The sequence below is a fragment of the Mycobacterium decipiens genome, assembly GCF_963853665.1.
GTDB classification, from domain to species: domain Bacteria; phylum Actinomycetota; class Actinomycetes; order Mycobacteriales; family Mycobacteriaceae; genus Mycobacterium; species Mycobacterium decipiens.
Map to the genome: position 1 here is coordinate 603809 of NZ_OY970459.1, position 18392 is coordinate 622200.

The following is an 18392-nucleotide window of genomic DNA, read 5'->3' on the forward strand; positions in this document are numbered from 1 at the left end:
CGGGCGTGGCGGGTCGCGACCGTGTCATAGGAGTAGAAAGAACTGGTGGCTGAACTGAAACTCGGATACAAGGCGTCCGCTGAACAATTCGCACCGCGCGAGCTTGTCGAGTTGGCCGTCGCGGCCGAAGCCCACGGCATGGATAGCGCCACCGTCAGCGACCATTTTCAGCCGTGGCGCCACCAGGGCGGGCATGCCCCGTTCTCGCTGTCCTGGATGACCGCTGTCGGCGAACGTACCAACCGGCTGCTGCTGGGCACGTCGGTGCTCACTCCCACCTTCCGCTACAACCCGGCCGTCATCGCTCAGGCCTTCGCCACCATGGGCTGCCTGTACCCGAACCGTGTCTTTCTCGGAGTGGGCACCGGTGAGGCGCTGAACGAGATCGCCACCGGATACGAAGGTGTCTGGCCGGAGTTCAAGGAGCGGTTCGCTCGGCTGCGCGAATCGGTGCGGCTGATGCGGGAGCTGTGGCGTGGTGACCGGGTCGATTTCGACGGCGAGTACTACCGGCTCAAGGGCGCCTCGATCTACGACGTGCCCGAGCGGGGCGTACCGGTCTACATCGCTGCCGGCGGTCCGGCGGTTGCCAAGTACGCCGGCCGCGCCGGCGACGGCTTCATCTGCACGTCCGGCAAGGGCGAGGAGCTCTACACCGAGAAGTTGATGCCCGCCGTGTTGGCGGGTGCCGCGGCGGCCGACCGCGACCCCGACGGCATCGACAAGATGATCGAAATCAAGATCTCCTACGACCCCGACCCCGAGCTGGCCCTGCACAACACCCGATTCTGGGCGCCGCTGTCGTTGACAGCCGAGCAAAAGCACAGCATCGACGACCCGATCGAAATGGAGAAGGCCGCCGACGCGCTGCCGATCGAGCAGATCGCCAAGCGCTGGATCGTGGCGTCGGACCCCGACGAAGCCGTCGACAAGGTCGGTCAGTATGTGACATGGGGCCTCAACCATTTGGTGTTCCACGCGCCCGGTCATGACCAGCGCCGGTTCCTCGAGCTGTTTCAGAAGGATCTCGCGCCCCGGCTGCGGCGACTGGGCTGAAGGGCGGGTTGTGCCCAGCCCGTCAGGCGCGAACGCCGCCGTCCGGTCGATCTACATCGCCGCGCCCGAACCGGAGACCGGCAAGTCGACCATCGCGCTCGGGATGCTGCACCGCCTGACCGCGACGGTCGCCAGCGTCGGTGTGTTCCGGCCGATTACCCGGCTGAACGAGGACCGCGACTACATCCTGGAGCTGTTGCTGGAGCACACCACCGCAGGCCTGGACTACGAGCAGTGTGTCGGAATCACATACCACCAGTTGCACGACGACCGAGACGCGGCGATCGCCAACATCGTCGAGGCGTACCACGCGATGGCGCAGACGTGTGACGCCGTGGTGATCGTCGGCAGCGACTACTCCGACGTCGCCAATCCCGCTGAACTCGGGGTCAACGCCCGGATCGCGGCCAACCTCGGTGTACCGGTGCTGCTGACGGTGCGCGCCAAGGGCCGCACCCCCGATGAGGTCGTCAGCGTCGTCGAGGTCTGTTTGGCCGAGCTGGCCACCCAGCGCGCTCATACCGCGGCGATAGTGGCCAATCGGTGTGATCCGGCTCAGCGGACAGCACTGCGCGAAAGAATGGCCGAGGCGCTGCCGGCGGCCGCGCCGCGCAGCTATGTGCTGCCCGAAGAGCCGCTGTTGTCGGCGCCGACGGTGGCCGAGCTGAACGAGGCGGTGGGCGGAACGCTAATCAGCGGTGACATCGCGCTGCGCGGACGCGAGGTGATGGGTGTGCTGGCCGCCGGGATGACCGCCGACCATGTGCTGGAGCGGCTCCGCGACGGCATGGCGGTGATTACCCCCGGTGACCGCTCCGACGTGGTGCTTGCCGTCGCCAGCGCCCATGCGGCCGAGGGATTTCCGTCATTGTCGTGCATCGTCCTCAACGGCGGGTTCGAGCTGCATCCGTCGATCGCGGCCCTGGTTTCTGGCCTGCGACTGCGGTTACCCATTATCGCCACTCCGCTGGGCACCTACGACACCGCCAGCGCCGCCGCGTCGGCCCGGGGTCGGGTCACGGCAGGTTCGCAGCGCAAGATCGACACCGCACTGGAGCTGATGGACCGTCACGTCGATGTCGCGGACCTGCTGACGCAGCTGGCCCTCCCAATCCCGACCGTCACCACGCCACAGATGTTCGCCTATCGTCTGCTGCAGCAGGCTCGTTCGAACCGCGTACGCATCGTCCTCCCCGAAGGAGACGACGATCGCATCCTCAGATCTGCCGGCCGCCTACTTCAGCGGGGCGTCGCCGATCTGACCATCCTGGGCGAGGAATCCCAAATTCGCTTGCGTGCAGCCGAACTCGGCGTCGGCTTGGACGACGCCGAGGTGATCGACCCTCGCGCCAGCGACTTGTCTGAACGGTTCGCCGACCAGTACGCCCAGCTGCGCAAGGCGAAGGGCATCACCGTCGAGCACGCTCGCGAAATCATGAACGACGCGACGTATTTCGGTACCATGCTGGTGTACAACGGTACGGTTGACGGCATGGTTTCGGGTGCTGTCCACACCACAGCGCACACCGTTCGTCCGGCGCTGGAGATCATCAGAACCGTTCCCGGGATATCGACCGTTTCCAGCATTTTCCTGATGTGCCTGCCGGATCGGGTGCTGGCGTATGGCGACTGCGCGATCATCCCGAATCCGACTGTGCAACAGCTCGCCGATATCGCCATCTGCTCGGCACGCACCGCGGCTCAGTTCGGCATCGAGCCGCGAGTAGCGATGCTGTCCTACTCGACCGGTGAATCGGGGAAGGGTGTTGACGTCGAAAACGTAAGGGCGGCAACGGAGTTAGTGCGTGCCCGGGATCCGCAGCTGCCGGTCGAGGGTCCAATCCAATACGACGCGGCGATTGAACCATCGGTCGCCGCGACCAAGTTGGGTGATTCTCCGGTGGCGGGCCACGCCACGGTGCTGATCTTCCCCGACCTCAACACCGGCAACAACACCTACAAGGCGGTGCAGCGATCCGCGGGGGCGATCGCGATCGGCCCAGTGCTCCAAGGTTTGCGCAAGCCGGTCAACGACCTATCTCGGGGTGCGCTGGTCGAAGACATCGTCAACACCGTTGCCATCACAGCGATCCAGGCGCAGGGAGTCCATGATTAGCGCCAACCGGGTGGTGCTGGTGATCAACTCCGGCTCGTCGTCGCTGAAGTTCGAGCTCGTCGAGCCCGACGCCGGTGTATCTCGGGCCACCGGGAGTATCGAGCAGATCGGAGAAGCATCGTCGTCGGTCGCCAACCACGACGCTGCACTGCATCGAGCGTTCGACAAGCTGGCCGAAGACGGTATTGATCTGCAGACCTGCGGCCTGGTGGCGGTCGGACATCGGGTGGTCCACGGCGGCAACGAGTTCCACCAGCCGACGCTGCTGGACGACGCGGTGATCGGCAAGCTCGAGGAGCTGTCGGCGCTGGCCCCGTTGCACAACCCGCCAGCTGTGCTGGGTATCAGGGTGGCGCGCAAGCTGCTACCCGATGTTCCGCACGTCGCGGTGTTCGATACGGCCTTTTTCCACGACCTGCCACCGGCGGCGGCGACCTATGCCATCGACCGTGAGGTGGCCGACAGCTGGCAGATCCGCCGCTACGGATTTCATGGTACGTCACACCAATACGTCAGCGAGCAGGCCGCCGCGTTCCTGGACCGGCCGCCGAGTGGCTTGAATCAGATTGTGCTGCACCTGGGTAACGGCGCGTCGGCCTCGGCGATCGCTCGTGGCTGCCCGGTCGAAACGTCGATGGGCCTGACACCGATGGAGGGCTTGGTGATGGGCACCCGCAGCGGCGACGTGGACCCGGGCGTCATCAGCTACCTGTGGCGCACCGCGAAGATGGGGGTGGACGAAATCGAATCGATGCTCAACCACCGGTCCGGGGTGTTGGGTCTGGCCGGTGAGCGTGATTTCCGTCGGCTGCGTACGATGATCGAAATCGGTGACAGACCAGCGCAATTAGCGTACAGCGTGTTCATCCACCGATTGCGCAAGTACATCGGTGCTTACCTGGCGGTGTTGGGCCATACCGATGTGGTGAGCTTCACGGCCGGGATTGGGGAAAACGACGCGGCGGTGCGCCGGGACGCATTGGCCGGGATGGCCGAGCTGGGCATCGAGCTCGACGAGGACCGCAACGTCGGCCCGGCCACCGGCGCTCGGCGGATTTCTACCGACGGCTCGGCGGTCGCGGTACTGGTGGTGCCGACCAACGAAGAGCTGGCCATCGCTCGTGATTGCCTGAGTGTGCTCTAGGATGCCGCTGATTTGCGCCGCGGTTTCGTTGTGGCTGAGCGGGTTTGGCGTGGGTGGGTCGCGAGGATCGGTGTGTGGTGTTGGGACGTGAGAATCGGCAGCCTCGACGCCCTGCGGTACTGATCGCGCACTTTGTTGGCTACCTGCCGCCCGGCAGCCATATCGTTTTGCCCTCCACAGCGGGCAAGCCTTGTGAGCCACGCGCTCACAACAGCTGAGGCACTACCACCCGCCACGCGCTCAAACTTGGTGGGGCACGTCGGCGGCTTGTCGGGACATGGCGCCCGACCAACATGCCTATGCACATAGTATGTATGTGCATTAGTTTGTTCCTAGGCGGGTCGCTCCGATTTTGAGGCGCATGGGCAGGAGGGCATGTGGTGGCGTTGCAGGTGGTTCCTGAGGGCTTGGCGAGCACTAGTGCAGCAGTGGACGGGGCGACGGCTCAGCTTGCTGTCGCGCATACTGCGCTGGCACCAGCGGTCGCGGCGACGGTGTCACCCGGAGTTGCGTCGGTGTCATTACTAACCGCGGGCGGGTTGGGCACGTCGGATATTGAGCACCCGTGTGCGGGGGGTGAGGGAATCGGAAATCCCGCTCGCGCAGGGATCGCGGTCGGTGAGTGCGATATCAGCTATTCGGTTGGTGATCGCACCGCGGCGTCATATTCGATTGTGGCCATGCGATGACTGCGCCCGTCTGGGAGGCCATGCCGCCGGAAGTGCATTCGGCGTCGTTAATGGGTCCAGGTCCGGGTCCGTTGTTGTCGTCGGCGGTGGCCTGGCAGTCGGTGAGCTTCGAATGTGTTTTGGTGGCCAGCGAGCTCACCGCATTGCTAGCTACGGTGCAAGTCGGCGCGTGGCAGGGGCCCAGTGTTGAAAGTTACGTGGCAGCGAATATGTTGTACGTAGCGTGGCTCACTCAGGTCGGCGCGGACAGTGCGGGGGTGGCTGATCAGCTTGAAGCCGTCGCCGCGGCGTATTGCACCGCGTCCGCGGGGATGCCGACATTGGCTGAGTTGGCGATCAATCATGCCATTCATGGGGCGTTAACAGTGACAAATTTCTTTGGGATCAACACGATCCCAATTGCTCTTAACGAGGCTGATTATCAACGGATGTGGGTCCAGGCCGCTATCGTGATGAGCGCTTATGACGTGGCGTCGAGTGCGGCGCTGGCGTCGGCGCCACGCTGGACGCCAGCGCCGGCGATACGCAAAGCCGATGCCAGCCAACTCGTCCACGCACCTCCACCCGTAGGTCTACCCATATGGAAGATTATCTGGGAGCTTCTCGAAACGCTGGGCCAAGTGCTAAGCCAGGCGGTAGTCGAACTGGCGCATGACCTGGTCAATTTCGGCGAAGGATTGCTCTACAGTTTGCTCGAAGTCCTGGTGAGATACGTGCTCTTGGCATTCTTTTCTATCAATATAATGCTGCAGATGCTGTCTCACCTGACCCTGGACCACCTGGTCCGGGGACTACTTGCTGTGTGGTTGTTTCAGCTTGATGTGGCAATTCTATATCTAAAAGTAACATTGCAGGCGATCGACAAAATGCTTGCGCAGTTGGCCGTATTCCAGGGCAAGGTGCTAGGAACGCTGATTGGAGCGCTACAAAAGGCAGGGTTTGCGTTACTCCGCGCAATCAATGAGTTGACAGCGGGTTTGAGCACTTCGGTGGAAATGGTGGGTGTTTCGCCCGTACTGCCGCAGGTCGGAGGTGGCGGCTCTTTGCCGATCGGCGAATTTGTTACTGCACCAGTCGCGGTCCCCGCCAGTATTACTCCGGCTACCGGTACCGGAGCGAACACAGCAATTGCAGTAAACGCTGTCACGCCACAAACTGGTGGTGCTTCCGTCGTGCTGCCGCACGCGAATTTGGTTTCTGGGGTCGGCCCGGCCTCAGGCGGGTCGACGGTCGGAGCCTGTGGGCCAGGAGCTGACGCGCCGGGATTTGCCGGGACTGCGCCCAAAGCGACGTTTGGGCAGTCGTCCGGACTGTCGGTATTGACTTGCGGCGAATTGGCGAACAATCCGCCGGTGCCCATGTTGCCCAGTAGTTGGAACCCAAGCTCGGACCTTGAGACGGGGGTTGCGCTCAGATAGCCCTGGGTTATCCGGGCGGCGGTGTTCCTGTCCGGTGCACTGGTTGGCCCATGCCCACGACGGCACGATTTGGGCGAACGGTCTGCTCGTCGTACAGAGACAGTGGGCTGGGTCGTCATTGTTGTTTGGCGCCAATCACTATCGCCTAGAACGTAACGTCGAGCACGGCATAAAGTCGGCTTCGAAGATCGGCTCGAGCACGATCTAGCGCGCCAGCTGCACGCTCCGGTCCCGCACTGCAGGAATCGATAGCGGGCGTTGCTCGGTGGTGCCCGGCTGCGGGATGAACACCCGACGCGTCGGCAACGGCCGATGCCGCCCTTCCCGCAGCTCGGTGGCCAACTCGTCCAGCAGCCGGGTCACCGCGTACTGCTCCACGTCGGCCAAGGTGGTCTGTCGATGCCCGGTTCACCTGTTGACGACGGTCGAAAACTAGGCCAGAAGCGACGGTGAAAAGTAGGCCACGTGGTCGTGGCTATTGTGCCGTGTTGTCGGCTCTGGCGGAGGGCAAGGTGTCGATTCCGGTGTCCTTGAGTCGGTAGCTGGAGCCTTTGAGGGTCAGGACGTCGGCGTGGTGGACGATGCGGTCGATCATGGCCGCGGCCACCACTTGGTCTCCGAACACGTCGCCCCAGCGGGCGAAGGGCAGGTTGGAGGTCAGGATCAGCGAGGCATGTTCGTAGCGGCTGGAGACCAGTTGGAAGAACAGGTTGGCGGCGTCCTGTTCGAAGGGGATGTAGCCGACTTCGTCTACGACGAGAAGGCCGATGCGGCGCAGCTTGGCCAGCTCGGCAGGTAGTCGCCCGGCGTTGTGGGCGGCTTTGAGGCGGGCGACCCAGTCCACGGCGGTAGCGAACGCGATGCGGTGCCCGGCCTGGGTGGCCTTGATCGCCAACCCGATGGCCAGGTGGGTCTTGCCGGTGCCGGGTGGGCCGAGCAGCACCACGTTGCGGGCCTTGGCCAGGAAGGCGCCGGTGCCCAGGTGGGCGATCATGTCCCGGTTCAGTGCTGGTTGGTGATCGAAGTTGAAGTCCTCCAACGACTTACGCGTCGGGAACCCGGCCGAGCGGATCCGGGTCGCCGCACCGGAGGCTTCGCGGGCGGCGACCTCCCGCGAGAGCACTGCCGCCAGATACTCTTCGTGAGTCCAACCGCCGTCGCGGGCTTGCTCAGCCAGCCGGGCGGCGGATTCGCGGATGCGAGGGGCCTTGAGGGCTTGGGCGTAGTGCAGGATTGTCTTGATGGGGTCTTCGGCCATGTTCATGCCACCTCGCCGTCGGAAGTCACTGCCGCAATGGTGAAGTCGACTCCAAAGGCGCGGTCATAGTCGCTCAGGTCGCGCACCAGTTGATCACCGGCCGTCGCCGGTGGCGGACCGGCTTGGAACTGTCGACGCAACGCTGCGGCGGCCGCGACGTGCGCGGGGTCGGTGAGGGTTTGTCGCGCCGCCCAGCAGCGGTCATGGGCCGCCAGAAGGCGACCCGTCCTACTCACCCTCACCTGAGTCAGGGTGGTGCTCACCTCGACGAGTTGGCCGATCGCCGTGGGATCCACCGAGTAGTCGTTGCCGGCCACCCGCACGTAGTAGTCACGTCCCAACCGAACCGAGGTCACCGCCTGAACCGTCGGCGCCACTGGCGGCAAGGACAGCATCTGGGCACGGTCGGCATTCAGGAAGTCCACCGGACGGCCATCGAGCACCCGCACCCGACGGCGGTTGGCTATCGGAAGCCATTGTCCCAGTTGATTGTTGAAGTCCTGCGGTGAGGTGAAGGTGCGCCCGGGCAGGAACGAGGTCTCCAGATACCAATTGGCGCGCTCCACCATGCCCTTGGATTCGGGGTCATAGGGCTTGAGTTGCACCAGCCGCGATCCCAGCGTGCCCATCAAGGCGGTGACTGGATCAGTCAACCGACCCCGACGTCCGATCCCGGCCTCGTTGTCCCACCACAACTCATGCGGTATCGCGGCGAAGCTGCCCGAAAGCAGCTGCCACATCCCGGCCACCAAATCCATCGTCTGGCGTGAGGGCAGCATCACCGCGGCGATGAAGCGGGAGAACGCGGCGACCATCACCAATACCGGCAGCATCGACTCCTGACCGAACCCGACCGCAATCCTGGGTGCCGGGAACCACAAGTCGCACTGCACCACCCGCCCCGGCGGATGATCGAGGCGGTCGACCGGATCGGCAGGCAAGTACTCCGGACGGATCGCCCGGACCCGCTCCCGGAACCAGGAGATAGAACCCGTCCAGCCGACCCGCTCGGCGAGCACTGTCGACGGCAGCTGGGGATAGGTCGACAACAAGGCCCGGATCCGCGGCTCCACGGCGTCGATCGCCGACGGCACCGAGGTCCGCTCGTACTTCGGTGGCCCGTCGCTGGCCACCGCGGCCGCCACGGTGTCACGCGCGATGCCGAGTTGTCGTGCGATGGCCCGCTGCGACAAACCCTCGCTGCGGTGAAGATGCCGGATCAAGGCCCAGTCTTCCAAGGAGATCACCCATCCAATCTGATTGGGTGGCCTACTTTTCACCGTCGCGACTGGCCGGGTCTTCAACCGTCGTCAACATCACCGTCATTGCGGTACGCCGTTACCCACGCACGCCACAGGACATGTTTGCGAAAGACTTTGTCCCGCAACGCATGAAACCCCCGTCCAGCCGACCACTCACCTCCGAGGCTCACTGGCAAATAGAACGCCGCCCTCCACCAACACATTTCGCAGGTTGCTGGGCTGGGGAGGGCCTCATCAGTTCCCGCCGCCACTATCTGAGCGTTCCGGGCCCCATACGCCGGGGAGTTCTTCAGCGCGGCCTTCGCCCTGGTTTCGGGGGCTTCGCCAGTCTGCTGTTAGGCCTTTTGACAGTTGCCCGGACGGGACTCACACCGGCAAGCGACGACGAGCTTACGAGCACAGACAACCTACATGGTCACCTCCAGTCTGCTGGTCGCACGAAAAATCCAGCCTGAGGTGTCCTAGCTCAGGTGGCGCAGACGTGCACAGAAAACCTGTAGAGGCGGCGAACGTCTTGCGCGGACGCGGTGGTTGAACAGCGCGTCTGTTTCGTCTACTCCTCGCAGAGAAACCGGACCGCCTTTTCGTAGATCAACAGGGCCACGCAGCCTCCCACGCTGCCCGGCGAGTGCCTGGTGCCGGGGGGGTTGATGACGAAGCTGCCCTGCGGATACGAGCCGTGCTCATCGAATTGGTCGCCTTCGAGGATCAATAGATGTTCATAGCCCATGTGCTCGTGTTCGGCGACGCGCGCGCCGGGCGTGTACCGCAAGAACACCGCGGCCGGCCCGCCGTTGCCGTCGTTGTACAGCCAGTGCGCGGTCACGCCCGGGCGAAAAGCCGTCCACTCACCGGTCGCGTTCAGGTTCTTCACCTGCTCGAGAAGGTTTGAAAAGACAATCGAATCGGGTGGCGAGGACATGTGCGTGTCTCCTTGGGGGTTGTGCTCGTTGCCGGATGAGCCGCTTGATTTCGCCATGGGGACGCCTTCGGCGGCGAGCGCTGGCACGTCGAACCACTTCTGTTCGATCCAGCCCAAGGCGAGCACGAACCAAGTGGTGAATACGAAGGGCGCGGACACCGTTTGGAGCCCGATCGCGGCGATTGCCGGTGTGAGGATCGTCGCGACGAGAGCACCCAATAGGGCGAGCCTGAGCATGCCGCCGCAGATCGTATACACCGCCACGGCGGTGAGCACCCCATTGAAGCCGTAAAGGCCGAAGTTGACGCCCATCGGATGGACATCGCCGTAGTAATACGAGACCGCGGTGCCGATGGCGGCGCCGAGCAAGGCGAGCACCGCGTGTCGCCAGCTGCTGATCAGGATTCCGGCTAGAAACAGCAGGCCCGACCAGATGCTTGGTGAGAAGACCGCTTGGCCGAGGCTGAACAGCACCGCCGAAACGGGATGAAACGCTGTGACTTCGGGCGGTCTGGATGCGGCCGGGCGGAGAACATCGAGATGCGGCGCCAGGGCGTAGAGGCCCCAAAAGATAATCAGGAAGGGCAACGCCAGGATGGGAAAGGGCAGGGCGGCGACAAGCAGCCGAACCAGCACCACCGCGATCGCGACGCAGACGACGAGCACAACCCACATCCCGACATTGGTCCAGCTTGTTTGGAAAAAGGCGGGCAGCGAAAGCGCGATCAGACAGGGGTTGAGACCGGGAAGCCCGGTCGCAAGAACGGGCCCCCTTTCGCCGAGCAACATGCGACCGGCCGGAGCGATGATCGCGGCCACCAGAAAATAGGTGGCCGCAATGGGTGAGGCGACCACAACGGCGGCCAGAAAGAACAGGCCTGTCAGTGCGTTGCTCTGAAAGCAAAGTTGCGAACAGCCCCGCAGAACCAGCCGGTAGTACGGGACAACTTCGCTGGTCTCGACCCGCGAACAGGTGTCATCGAGGGGTGGCTTGACCGGCCGCTCCACGTTCCGTCTGCCGCCTAGCGTCTCAAGTAGCTGCCAACACTTCCATGATCTTGTCCGACGTGCAGGTCCAGCCGACGATGCCGCCCTGCGCAACCAGAGCGCGCAGCGTCACTTCCTTGAATTCGGGAAAGTAGCTGTCCGTCCCGTCCTCGACCAGCAGGCAGTCGTAGCCGCGATCGTTTGCACAGCGCATTGTCGTCTGCACGCAGACCTCGGTCGTAATGCCGGTGATCACCAGGTTGCTGACGTTGCGGGTAATGAGATATTCATGAAGGTTGGTGCGATAGAAGGCGTCTTTTCCGGGCTTGGCGATAACCAACTCGCCCGCCGCCGGATGGTTCTCGGCGATGAAATCCGAGCCTCCCTCACCATCGATCAGAATTCGCCCCAACGGGCCAACCGAACCGATCTTCATTTTTGGGTTGCCGCGATTGAGTTTGGCCGTCGGCAGGTCGGACAGATCCGGCTTGTGGCACTCCTTGGTATGGATGATGGGCACGCCGATGCGGCGGCAAGCATCCTGTAGTTCACGGATAACCGGGATGCAGGGCGCGACATTCTTGACGTCGTTACCCAGCGACTCGGCAAAACCACCCGGCATCACAAAATCTCGCTGCATGTCGATGCAGACAAGTGCCGCGTGGTTGATGTCGAACTGGTACGGGAACGGACGTGCGTCGATGATCGGCATGTATTCCTCACTGCCGAGCCGGGGGGCACTCAGCGGATGGCCAGGGCCAAACGGCCGTTGCAGATGGTCGCGAACACGCAATTATGCCCTGCCCGGCTGGTTGGGTCTAGCAATTGGGGGCACCTGGACCCCGGCCGGCTGTTAGGGTGACACACGCTGGGCGAGAATCTCGCGCTCTTTGACATCGCAGCACCGGCTCTTTGACATCGCAGCACCGTTGGCGCCAAAGGGAGGTAAAGGCGACATGGGTACTCCGACATTCATGATGTTCGACGCGGCCCCCGAGGCATGCGCGCCCTACAGCCATGCCGTCGAGATCGACGGCTGGTTGTGGATCACCGGGCAGATGCCCAACTATGCCGACGACCACGCGAGGCCATTACCGGAGGGCATCGAGGCCCAAACCCGCAACGTGATGGACAACCTCAAAATCGTGCTCGGAGAGCTCGGGATCGGGCTGGGCAATGTTGTGCAAACACGCGCCTTCCTCACCGAGTTCAAGCGTGACTATGAGACGTTCAACGGGGTCTACGAGTCCTACTTCGAGCCGGGAAAGTTGCCCGCCCGCACCTGTATTGGTGTGACCGCACTCGCACTGGATGCTTTGGTCGAGGTCGACTTCGTCGCCCGCAGGCCGTAGGGAGGTGCTCAGCACCCGGCTGCACCCCGTTCGGCGCTGGTTCAAGACGACCAAATGAGCGCTTCCGGCGGTGATGTTGTTGCGACCGCCGTCGTGGCGCGCAAGGTACGCCCCGAGCATGTCGAGGCCTATCGGGCCTGGCAATACGAGATAGACGCCGCGACCAGCAAGAGTCCCGGATTCATCGGAACCGAGACGATCGCCCCCGTAGCGGGTGTCCATGACGACTGGGTCATCATCTTTCGGTTCGATTCCAGGGAAAACTTGTCGCGTTGGATGCAGTCCGAGCAGCGCCGCGAATTGCTCGAGCGTGGCGATGAGCTTCTCGAAACTCCTGCAGATGAACACACCATGATCGGTGGCCGGCCGGCTGCCCACTCGGTCACCGTTGTTGTCAATGCGACTCCGCGCCCGGGCCAGGAAACGAAGTTCCTCGCCGCGGAAAAGGCCCTCGAAACAGCGGCGCGGTCTTTCGACGGCTTCACCGGCTACGAACTGTTCGAACCGACCCAGGACGGGGGCGAGTGGACCAGCCTGTATCGCTTCGCCGAATCGCGCTACGCCGATCAATGGCTCAAGTCCGAAACACGCGCAAGGCTTTTGGGCAATCTGCACGAACACTCCGAACGAAACGTCGTACGCAAGGTGCCGAGTTCCTTCGGTAGTTGGTTCAGCTTCAACGAGGTAGACGGGGCGAACACCCCGAACTGGAAACAGTCGATGACCGTTTTGTTGATGCTCTACCCCACGATTCCCTCCTGTCCTATCTGCAGGGTCTCGGTACCCCCCTGTTCCTGCGGACCTTCGCTTCCAACGTCTTGAGCACCATCGCCCTCGGTTTCGCCTTGATGCCGCTCGCCACTCGGGCCCTGAGCTTTTGGCTCAACCCCGGCGTGCGGACCCGGACCACCATCCGTGGAGCGGTTCTCGTCGTTGTCCTGTACGGAATGCTTTTGGGTTTCTGGGCGCTGGTCACCCTTTGAGGGTGGCGCAGGACATCTCTGCGAAAGACCTCGTCCCGCAACGCATGAAACCGTCGTCCGGGATCAACCTTGGCCGCCCGGTAATGCGCATGCTGCACGGCAGAACCGGGTCCACGGGCGCCGACCCCTAGCGGCGGGACTAGCCGAAACGGCACTCACCGGGCACCTCCACTACACCTACACGCATCGACGAAGCAGCGGCCCTTCCCGCTACCGGTGGTTGTGTTGTCGTCCGGCGAGAACCAGTACTACGACCGCCTCCGACGCCCACCCAGTCGACCACTCACTTGCCAGGTTCACTGGTAATAGAGCGCCGCGCCTCCAGTCTGCTGGGCGCGCGAAAAATCTTAGGCTAGAACCCACCCCCGAATCACCTGCTCAGATTTGGACCGGAACCGGCACTCATCGCTTCCAGACGAAAATCGTTGGACCGCTGCAGCCCTGACAACCCTGTCGCGAGTTCGGTGACAGTAGGTTCGGTGTCTCAGAACGTGCTGGTGGGTCGGACCTTGTTGGCCATGTCCACCAACGTGTAGCGGTGCCGTTGGGTGGGAGCGACCCGCGCCAGGCTGCGCAGCGACGCCTCGACGCCGAGCCGCAGCCCATGAACGGTGAACGGGAAACCGAGGATGTGGTTGGTGCTGGCCTTGTTGTCCTTCAGCCAGTCCAGCGCGCCGCCCAGCACCAAGGCGCGGATTTGCAGCACTCGTGGTTCGGTCGGAGGCAGTGCCTCCACTCTTCGGGCAGCGTCGCGGATCTGCTGCTCGGTGACTTCGAGCTGCGACCGGCCGGACAGCAGGGTTACCGCACTGGTCAGTCGCGCGGTGGTGAAATGCCGTGAGGTCGCCGGCACCTGGTCAAGGGTGCGGACCGCGCCGGCGCGATCGCCTTCCGCCGACAGGCATCTGGCCAGTCCGAAGGCCGTCGAGATCACGCCGTCGTCGGTCTTCCACACGGCCTGATAGAACTTGTGCTCGTCGGGGTGGCCGGCCAGTTCGGCGGTGGCGGCCAAGGCCATCTTGGGCGCCAACTCACCGGGGAAGGTGTCCAGCACCTCGGTGAAGTGCTTGATCGCGGAGTCGTAGTCACCGGTGAGCAGTTCGGCGACGGCCCGGTACCAGATCAGCCGCCACCGCCAGCCGACGCGCTCGGCCAGGTCGTCGAGTTTGCGGGTCGCCTTGGCCACGTCGCCGAGGTCCAGCAGCGCCCGGACCTCCATCAGCGGCAACTCGATCGACTCGGACAGGTCGACGCCCTCCGCGTCCAGCGCGCCGTGCCGGGCCGCACGCAGCGAGTCCAGCGTTTGCACCGGCTCGGAGAGCACCGTCGCCTGCAGTATCGGGGCCGCGACGTCCGCGGGATCGACCAGCGGCACTTGCAGCGCGGTCACGATCTCCTTGGCGGTCAGCTTCTCCGAATGCACCTGGCCGTCCAGGTAGACGTCGGTGTGTGCGACCAGCAGGTTCACCCCGAACGTGGAGCGGGTGCGGGAAAAGATCGTCGACAACCCGGGCCGTGGCGTGCCGGTGTCCCGGGCGACCACCTCGCGCAGCACGCCGATCAGCTGCCCGGACATCTCCTCGGCGCTGGTGAACCGCCGCCGTGGGTCGGGGTCGATGGCGCGGCGCAGCAACCGGCCGAAAGAGTCGTATTTGGCCAGCACCGGGTCGTCTTCGGGCAGCCCGTCCTCGTAGCGGCCGTTGCGGGTGCGCAAATTCAGCGTGAGCGCCGCGAGGGTGCGACCCACGGTGTAGATGTCGGTGGCCACCGTCGGGCCGGTGCGCACGATCTCGGGCGCCTGGAAGCCGGGCGTGCCGTAGAGGTAGCCGAACGAGTTGATCCGCGACACCGCACCCAGGTCGATCAGCTTGAGCTGCTCCTCGGTGAGCATGATGTTCTCCGGCTTCAGGTCGTTGTAGACCAGGCCGATCGAGTGCAGGTAGCTCAGCGCGGGCAGGATTTCCAACAGGTATGCGATCGCCTCGGCGACCGGCAGTTTCTCGCCTTTGCTTGTTTTGAGGCCTTGTTTGAGCGATTGCCCACCGACGTACTCCATGACGATGTAGCCGACCGGATCCCCGTGCCTGTCGGCGTGCTCGACAAAGTTGAAGATCTGCACGATCGACGGGTGCACCACCTCGGCGAGGAATTGCCGTTCGGCCATCGCCATCGCCTGCGCTTCGGCGTCACCGGCGTGCACCAGACCCTTGAGTACCACCGGACGGTCGTTGACGTTGTGGTCGAGGGCAAGGTAGATCCAGCCCAGCCCGCCGTGCGCGATGCAGCCCTTGACCTCGTACTGTCCGGCGATGGTGGCCCCGGGATTCAGCTGCGGCAGGAACGAATACGGACTGCCGCAATATGGGCACCAGCCCTCTGATGCCCCCTTCGCCTTCGAGTCGGACCGGCCGACGGGTCGTCCACAGTTCCAGCAGAAGCGCTTGGACTCGGGCACCACCGGATTGGTCATCAGGGCCGCGAGCGGATCGATATCGGGTACCCGCGGGATCTCCACCAGGCCGCCGCCGAGCCGCCTGACCGGCGGGCGAACCCGCTTAGTAGTGGCCATCCGGTCTGTCGGCTCGGCGGCCGGGCTGCCGACCGTCAGATCCGTGAAGTCGTCGTCATCGTCGAAATCGGGGCGGAACACCGCCTGAGTGCTCAATGGCCGAACTGCCCCCGAGGTAGCGGTCGGCTCGTCCGCCGGTTGGGTGCCGGGGCCCAGATCCAGGTCGGGGTCCGAGTGTTCGGTCTCTGACGCCTTCGCCATCAGTCCACATACCTCGGCGTGGGCGGGGCGGGGGCTGGGCCGAGGACCGTCAGCCACTTGCGATACAGCGTGTTCCAGGTGCCGTCGGTGCGGATGCGTTCGAGCGTGCCGTTGACGAACCGGACCAGCCCGGTGTTGTCCAGATTGATGCCGATGCCGTAGGGCTGGTTGGCCATGTTGGGCCCGACGATATGCAAGTAGGGGTCTTCCTCCACCAGCCCGGCCAGGATGGTGTCGTCGGTGCTGATGACGTCGATCTCGCGCTGCTGCAGTGCCACCAGACAGTCGGCCCAGTTCACCGTCGACACGATGACCGGCGGCGGTGCGATCTCCCGGATCCGGCGCAGCGAGGTGGTGCCCCTGGCCACGCAGACTCGCTTACCGGACAGGTCGGACACCTTCGTGATCGGCGAGTCGCGTGGGGCGAGGATGCGCTGATTGGCGTCGAGGTAGACGGTGGAGAAGTTCACCAGCTTGCGCCGCTCGCAGGTGATGGTCATGGTTTTGACGACGATGTCGACCTGCGACCTTTGCAGCGCGGTAATGCGCTCCGCGGCCGACAGGATCCGGTACTCGACATGTGACGGGACGCCGAAGATGTCGCGTGCCACCTCACTGGCGATGTCGACGTCGAAGCCGGTGATTTCGCCGCTGATCGGATCGCGGAAGCTGAACAGGTTGCTGCCGATGTCGAGTCCGACGATCAGCCTGCCGCGGGCGCGGATGTAGGCCACTGCGGCGTCTGCCTCCGCCTTGGTGGGGAAGGGGCGCAGGCTGGCGGTGGGATCGCAGTCCTGGCTCGAACTGTCCGGCGGCAGTGGGGGCTGCGGCGGCATTATCTGCATGCCGACCGGTGTGGGCAGCGGCAACGTCGGCGTCGCCTCCACCTTCAGTGGTTCCGTGTGGCCGCAACTGGCCAGCACGATCGCCAGGGCGAGCAGCCCGAGTCGAGATGTCGCCCGCCGGCGGAAGGGTAGGCGCCGCATCACCGATACTCTTTCAGCCGGGGCCACAGGCCGAGTGCGACCGCAATGGCGGCGCTCAGACTGAGCACCACGCCTCCCACCTGGGCGCCGGACAGTCCACGATTCGCGCTTGAGATGTCGTTGCGCAGTTGGGTGCGGCTTTGCTCCATGGCCTTGGTCAGTGCTTCGTCGAGCTTGTCGAAGGCGGGGGTGGCGTCGTCCTCGCCCTTGCCCAGTGCCACCTGAGTGGCTGCTCGATAGTTGCCGACGGAGATGTAGGAGTTGATCCGGTCGTTGGCCTGGCGCCAGCGCACCAGCAGCTGATCGGCGCCCTGCAGGTCGGGCTTGTCGACGGCGTGACGGCGGGACATGTAGTCGTTGAGCTGGTGTTGCATCGCGTCGATGCGCTGATAGAAGGCCTGCTTGCGGACCTCTTCGTCGCCGCGCCGGATCAGCGACAGCGTCTCGTCGGCCCGCGCCTGCTGGGCGGTGATCGCCAGGTTGGTGATGGTCTTGAGGGACTCAGCCGCAGTGTCTTTGGCGCTACGGCTGGCCGTCGTAGAGATCGTTAGCGCAGTTCCCACCCACACCACCATGACGAGAATACCGAGGGCACCCACCACAAGACCGGGGTTGATCCGCCGCCTGGTGCGCCGAGCCAGCCAGCGATGTGCGAACGCGCCGAAGACCACGGTGGTGGCGACGACAAGGATCACCGGAGCCGGGATCTGGGTGGACGCGGTGGTTTCCCTGTCCACCCGCGCCGACGTCGCCTCGTAGAGCTGCTGTGCGTCGGGCAGGATCGTCGATTGCATCAGCCCCGATGCCTCTGACAGATAGGACGACCCGACCGGGTTGCCCGCCCGGTTGTTGGTGCGGGCTATCTCGACCAATCCGGCATAGACGGCCATTTCGGCGTTGATCCGACCTAGCAATTGCACCATCGATTCGTCGGTCAGTCCACTTGAGGCCCTGGTCAGCGCAACCGAGGCGTCGGTGATGGCCTGCTCGTAGCGCAGCCGGACCGCGCGCGGCTCGGCTTGGGCTATGAACGCGGTTGCCGCCGCGGCGTCGGCCACCGACAGGGTGGTGTACAACCGTCCGGCCGCGAACGAGAGCGGCTCGGTGTGGTCGAGCACGGTGGTCAGCACCTGCTGCCGGTGCTCGATGGTCGTGGAGGTAGCGAAGGCGCTTGCGACGCCGAGAGCCGCCAAAACAATGCCGATCGTCAGGATGCGGCCGGGTGTCGTCGAGACGAACCACCACCGGGGATGTGCCGGCTCCGCGGGCGAGCGCGATCCCAGCGGCTCAGTCGACGGGTGCGCCAGCTCAACCGTCACTTCTGTCGGACCTCATCTTTCGGCCAACCCAACGAAACTGTATAAGCGAATTCTAAGAGAAGGTTCCGACAGATGGTGGTAGGCGGCCCCAATTGCCCGCCTCCTTCTCGGTCCCTGCCACGGACCGCAT

Annotated in this window: 16 protein-coding genes; 8 read left to right on the top strand and 8 right to left on the bottom strand. The window is 64.1% G+C overall.

Features of this window, described 5'->3' with window-relative positions:
- Positions 1–45: 45 nt before the first annotated feature.
- The 5 genes from fgd to AADZ55_RS02760 all read left to right on the top strand — a co-directional run bounded on the left by fgd (position 46) and on the right by AADZ55_RS02760 (position 6423).
- Positions 46–1056: a glucose-6-phosphate dehydrogenase (coenzyme-F420) gene (gene fgd / locus AADZ55_RS02740; protein ID WP_085323715.1), complete on the top strand. Its 1011-nt coding sequence runs from the start codon at positions 46–48 to the stop codon at positions 1054–1056.
- A gap of 10 nt (positions 1057–1066) precedes the next feature.
- The gene (pta, locus tag AADZ55_RS02745; RefSeq protein WP_242669996.1) at positions 1067–3172 is read left to right on the top strand and encodes a phosphate acetyltransferase; all 2106 of its coding nucleotides are present in this window, start codon (positions 1067–1069) and stop codon (positions 3170–3172) included.
- A complete protein-coding gene (locus AADZ55_RS02750; protein ID WP_085323713.1) occupies positions 3165–4316 on the top strand; it encodes an acetate kinase in 1152 nt (383 codons plus the stop codon). Before pta ends, AADZ55_RS02750 begins: the two co-directional genes overlap by 8 nt.
- A gap of 392 nt (positions 4317–4708) precedes the next feature.
- Positions 4709–5005, top strand: a complete 297-nt coding sequence (locus AADZ55_RS02755; protein ID WP_278248559.1) for a PE domain-containing protein — start codon at positions 4709–4711, stop codon at positions 5003–5005.
- A gap of 20 nt (positions 5006–5025) precedes the next feature.
- A complete protein-coding gene (locus AADZ55_RS02760; protein WP_242669995.1) occupies positions 5026–6423 on the top strand; it encodes a PPE family protein in 1398 nt (465 codons plus the stop codon).
- Between the two features lie 204 nt (positions 6424–6627).
- On the opposite strand, the gene AADZ55_RS02765 is transcribed toward AADZ55_RS02760, so the two are convergent.
- The 5 genes from AADZ55_RS02765 to AADZ55_RS02785 form a co-directional block, all read right to left on the bottom strand.
- Positions 6628–6810, bottom strand: a complete 183-nt coding sequence (locus AADZ55_RS02765) for a hypothetical protein (protein ID WP_341286264.1) — start codon at positions 6808–6810, stop codon at positions 6628–6630.
- Positions 6811–6898: 88 nt separating this feature from the next.
- Positions 6899–7687, bottom strand: coding sequence for an IS21-like element helper ATPase IstB (gene istB, locus AADZ55_RS02770; RefSeq protein WP_085323711.1), 789 nt, complete (start codon positions 7685–7687; stop codon positions 6899–6901).
- On the bottom strand, positions 7684–8928 hold the full coding sequence (istA, locus tag AADZ55_RS02775; RefSeq protein ID WP_085323710.1) for an IS21 family transposase: 1245 nt from the start codon (positions 8926–8928) through the stop codon (positions 7684–7686). Before istA ends, istB begins: the two co-directional genes overlap by 4 nt.
- A gap of 568 nt (positions 8929–9496) precedes the next feature.
- Positions 9497–10873 (bottom strand): urea transporter, encoded by a 1377-nt coding sequence (locus AADZ55_RS02780; protein WP_085323709.1) that lies wholly within the window; start codon positions 10871–10873, stop codon positions 9497–9499.
- 22 nt (positions 10874–10895) lie between these two features.
- Positions 10896–11564: a cysteine hydrolase family protein gene (locus AADZ55_RS02785; RefSeq protein ID WP_085323708.1), complete on the bottom strand. Its 669-nt coding sequence runs from the start codon at positions 11562–11564 to the stop codon at positions 10896–10898.
- Positions 11565–11808: 244 nt separating this feature from the next.
- Here AADZ55_RS02785 and AADZ55_RS02790 point away from each other — a divergent pair, with 244 nt between their 5' ends.
- The 3 genes from AADZ55_RS02790 to AADZ55_RS02800 are packed head-to-tail and all read left to right on the top strand — an operon-like array spanning position 11809 to position 13187.
- On the top strand, positions 11809–12204 hold the full coding sequence (locus tag AADZ55_RS02790) for a RidA family protein (RefSeq protein ID WP_085323707.1): 396 nt from the start codon (positions 11809–11811) through the stop codon (positions 12202–12204).
- 54 nt (positions 12205–12258) lie between these two features.
- Positions 12259–13026 (top strand): antibiotic biosynthesis monooxygenase, encoded by a 768-nt coding sequence (locus tag AADZ55_RS02795; RefSeq protein WP_242669992.1) that lies wholly within the window; start codon positions 12259–12261, stop codon positions 13024–13026.
- Positions 13023–13187 carry a hypothetical protein gene (locus AADZ55_RS02800; RefSeq protein ID WP_242669990.1) on the top strand — a complete coding sequence of 55 codons (165 nt, stop codon included), beginning with the start codon at positions 13023–13025 and terminating at the stop codon, positions 13185–13187. Before AADZ55_RS02795 ends, AADZ55_RS02800 begins: the two co-directional genes overlap by 4 nt.
- 484 nt (positions 13188–13671) lie before the next feature.
- Here AADZ55_RS02800 and AADZ55_RS02805 read toward each other — a convergent pair whose 3' ends face one another.
- Genes AADZ55_RS02805 through glnX form a run of 3 tightly spaced genes read right to left on the bottom strand, consistent with a single transcriptional unit; the run spans position 13672 to position 18262 of the window.
- Positions 13672–15957, bottom strand: a complete 2286-nt coding sequence (locus tag AADZ55_RS02805; RefSeq protein ID WP_085323706.1) for a serine/threonine-protein kinase PknG — start codon at positions 15955–15957, stop codon at positions 13672–13674.
- Entirely contained in the window at positions 15957–16943 is a 987-nt protein-coding gene (locus AADZ55_RS02810; RefSeq protein ID WP_085323705.1) for a glutamate ABC transporter substrate-binding protein, read from the bottom strand. The genes AADZ55_RS02805 and AADZ55_RS02810 overlap by 1 nt, the downstream gene beginning before the upstream one ends.
- Positions 16943–18262: a protein kinase G-activating protein GlnX gene (glnX, locus tag AADZ55_RS02815; protein WP_085323704.1), complete on the bottom strand. Its 1320-nt coding sequence runs from the start codon at positions 18260–18262 to the stop codon at positions 16943–16945. Before glnX ends, AADZ55_RS02810 begins: the two co-directional genes overlap by 1 nt.
- Between the last annotated feature and the right edge of the window lie 130 nt (positions 18263–18392).

Coding starts and splice junctions, on each gene's coding strand:
- AADZ55_RS02750 (WP_085323713.1), top strand. CDS start 3,165: ATGATTAGCGCCAACCGGGTGGTGCTGGTGATCAACTCCGGCTCGTCG.
- AADZ55_RS02760 (WP_242669995.1), top strand. CDS start 5,026: ATGCCGCCGGAAGTGCATTCGGCGTCGTTAATGGGTCCAGGTCCGGGT.
- istB (WP_085323711.1), bottom strand. CDS start 7,687: ATGAACATGGCCGAAGACCCCATCAAGACAATCCTGCACTACGCCCAA.
- AADZ55_RS02785 (WP_085323708.1), bottom strand. CDS start 11,564: ATGCCGATCATCGACGCACGTCCGTTCCCGTACCAGTTCGACATCAAC.
- AADZ55_RS02790 (WP_085323707.1), top strand. CDS start 11,809: ATGGGTACTCCGACATTCATGATGTTCGACGCGGCCCCCGAGGCATGC.
- AADZ55_RS02795 (WP_242669992.1), top strand. CDS start 12,259: ATGAGCGCTTCCGGCGGTGATGTTGTTGCGACCGCCGTCGTGGCGCGC.
- AADZ55_RS02805 (WP_085323706.1), bottom strand. CDS start 15,957: ATGGCGAAGGCGTCAGAGACCGAACACTCGGACCCCGACCTGGATCTG.
- AADZ55_RS02810 (WP_085323705.1), bottom strand. CDS start 16,943: ATGCGGCGCCTACCCTTCCGCCGGCGGGCGACATCTCGACTCGGGCTG.